Origin of the sequence: Collinsella intestinalis, from assembly GCF_902501455.1 — a bacterium.
Taxonomy (GTDB): Bacteria; Actinomycetota; Coriobacteriia; order Coriobacteriales; family Coriobacteriaceae; genus Collinsella; species Collinsella intestinalis.
In genome coordinates this window covers 1-3245 of the sequence record NZ_CABWIC010000006.1, presented here as the reverse complement: position 1 = coordinate 3245, position 3245 = coordinate 1, and the positions used below count along the sequence as shown (strand labels likewise).

Annotated in this window: 2 rRNA genes; both read left to right on the top strand. The window is 62.5% G+C overall.

Annotation, left to right across the window (positions count from 1 at the left end):
- Nucleotides 1–704 (top strand): 16S ribosomal RNA (locus tag AOBCEHNH_RS01155); the annotation flags it as partial.
- Nucleotides 705–1016: 312 nt separating this feature from the next.
- Nucleotides 1017–3245, top strand: a 23S ribosomal RNA gene (locus AOBCEHNH_RS01150); the annotation flags it as partial.

The following is a 3245-nucleotide window of genomic DNA, read 5'->3' as shown; positions in this document are numbered from 1 at the left end:
GGGGGGGACGATCCCTCCGTGCCGCAGCCAACGCATTAAGCGTCCCGCCTGGGGAGTACGGCCGCAAGGCTAAAACTCAAAGGAATTGACGGGGGCCCGCACAAGCAGCGGAGCATGTGGCTTAATTCGAAGCAACGCGAAGAACCTTACCAGGGCTTGACATGACCGTGAAGCCGGGGAGACCCGGTGGCCGAGAGGAGCGGTCACAGGTGGTGCATGGCTGTCGTCAGCTCGTGTCGTGAGATGTTTGGTTAAGTCCAGCAACGAGCGCAACCCCCGCCGCATGTTGCCAGCACCTCGGGTGGGCACCCATGCGGGACCGCCGGAGTCAATCCGGAGGAGGGCGGGGACGACGTCAAGTCATCATGCCCCTTATGCCCTGGGCTGCACACGTGCTACAATGGCCGGTACAGCGGGATGCGATGGCGCGAGCCGGAGCGGATCCCTGAAAGCCGGCCCCAGTTCGGATTGGGGGCTGCAACCCGCCCCCATGAAGTCGGAGTTGCTAGTAATCGCGGATCAGCATGCCGCGGTGAATGCGTTCCCGGGCCTTGTACACACCGCCCGTCACACCACCCGAGTCGTCTGCACCCGAAGTCGCCGGCCCAACCATCTGGGGGGAGGCGCCGAAGGTGTGGAGGGTGAGGGGGGTGAAGTCGTAACAAGGTAGCCGTACGGGAACGTGCGGCTGGATCACCTCCTTTCTAGGGAGCAAGACCGCTTTCAGAAAGCAACAGAGAACCAAATCTCACAAAGTTACGGCGCAGGTGTGCCCGAGTCTCCGCCCGCCCCTTCGCGTGTCCGGTCCCCGGGGTAGCCCCGCGTACCTTGAGAGCCGCATAGCGACAAGACGGATCTATTACGATCTGATCGATTCTTCTATATTGAGATATGAGATATATCTTCCAATCTGCAAATATAGTAAGTTGCATGACGATCGCCGGTGGCGTGTGCCACCGAGCGTATGCGACACCCAGACATTCAAGTGTCTAGATACGGCGTCCCGCACGGTCGTGCGGGAAGATATCTAGGGCGCACGGCGGATGCCTTGGCACATGGAGCCGATGAAGGACGCGGCAAGCTGCGATAATCCGCGGTTAGGGGCACACACCCTTCGACCCGCGGGTCTCCGAATGGGCGAACCCGCCAGGAGAAGTCCTGGCATCCCCCGACTGAACACATAGGTCGGGGGAGGACAACCCGGGGAACTGAAACATCTAAGTACCCGGAGGAGAAGAAATCAACCTCGAGATTCCCCGAGTAGCGGCGAGCGAAAGGGGACCTAGGCCAAACCGTGGAGCGGGCGGGCGCCAGCCCTTACCGCCCACGGGGTTGTAGGGCCTCCCGCCCGGGAGCTGGCGCTCCCGGCGGGCATCCATCCAGGGGAGCCGAACGGCATGGGAAGGCCGGCGGCACAGGGTTAGGGCCCCGTAGGCGCACCCTGGGATGGAGCCCGGTGGAGGTACCTGAGTAGGGCCGGGCACGTGAAACCCGGTCCGAACCCGGGGGGACCACCCTCCAAGCCTGAATACTCCCATGTGACCGATAGCGCACCAGTACCGTGAGGGAAAGGTGAAAAGCACCCCGGGAGGGGAGTGAAACAGTACCTGAAACCGTGCGCCCGCAAGGCGTCGGAGCAGGCTTGTCCTGTGACGGCGTGCCTTTTGTAGAATGAGCCAGCGAGTTGCTGGCACGCGGCGAGGTTAAGCTGGGAAGCGAGCCGGAGCGAAAGCGAGTCCGAAACGGGCGGTTCCAGTCGCGTGCCGCAGACGCGAAGCCGGGTGAGCTATCCCTGGGCAGGCTGAAGCGGGGGTAAGACCCCGTGGAGGGCCGAACGGACGTACGTTGAAAAGTGCGCCGATGACCTGGGGATAGGGGTGAAAGGCCTATCAAACCCGGAGATATCTCGTTCTCCCCGAAATAGCTTTAGGGCTAGCGTCGAGAGTTAACCGCCGGAGGTAGAGCACCGGATCGATGAGGGGGCTTCGCCGCCTACCGATTCGAACCGAACTCCGAATGCCGGTCGGTCCATATCTCGGCAGTCAGAGCATGTGGGCTAAGCTGTGTGCTCGAGAGGGAAACAGCCCAGACCGCCCGCTAAGGCCCCCAATTCTCAGTTAAGTGGCAAAGGATGTGCGTCCGCGCAGACAACCAGGAGGTTGGCTTAGAAGCAGCCACCCCTTCAAAGAGTGCGTAACAGCTCACTGGTCGAGTGGACATGCGCCGACAATACACGGGGCTAAACTGAGAGCCGAAGCGGCGGCAATGAGATTTCATTGGGTAGGGGAGCGTCCCCAGCGGGGCGAAGCCGGAGGGTCACCGACGGTGGACTGCTGGGGAGTGAGAATGCTGGCATGAGTAGCGAGAGACGAGAGAGTAACTCGTCCGCCGTAAACCCGAGGTTTCCTGGGCGAGGCTAATCCTCCCAGGGTCAGTCGGGGGCTAAGCCGAGGGCGGAAGCCGTAGGCGACGCGCAGCAGGTGGACATTCCTGCACCGGAGATGCACCGTCACGACCGACGGGGCGACGGATTGGGGTGGCTCGGCGGGGTTCTGGACGTCCCCGTGATGGAGCGCGGCCCGGAGACCAGGCAAATCCGGTCTCCACTAGGGCGAGGCTCCGGACGAAGCGACTGAGCGAAGCGAGTGAGCCCGTGGTCCCCAGAAAAACCCCTAGGCAGGGGCATCTCCGCCCGTACCGCAAACCGACACAGGTGGGTGGGTAGAACATACCGAGGCGATCGGGTCAACCATGGTCAAGGAACTCGGCAAAATGGCCCCGTAACTTCGGGAGAAGGGGCGCCGGCGCGTACGTGGACCCACTTGCTGGGCGAGCGGAGGCCGGCCGCAGTGAAGAGGCCCAATCGACTGTTTACCAAAAACACAGGACTCTGCAGAAGGCGAGAGCCGACGTATAGGGTCTGACGCCTGCCCGGTGCCGGAAGGTCACGCGGAGGGGTTAGCGCGAGCGAAGCCCCGAAGCCAAGCCCCGGTAAACGGCGGCCGTAACTATAACGGTCCTAAGGTAGCGAAATTCCTTGTCGGGTAAGTTCCGACCTGCACGAAAGGCGCAACGAATTGGGCGCTGTCTCGACCATGGACCCGGTGAAATTCCACTAGTCGTGAAGATGCGACTTACCCGCGGAAGGACGGAAAGACCCCGTGAACCTTCACTGCAGCTTGGCATTGGCCGCTGGCCCGTCGCGTAGAGGATAGGCGGGAGGCTTCGAAGCCCGGGCGCCAGCC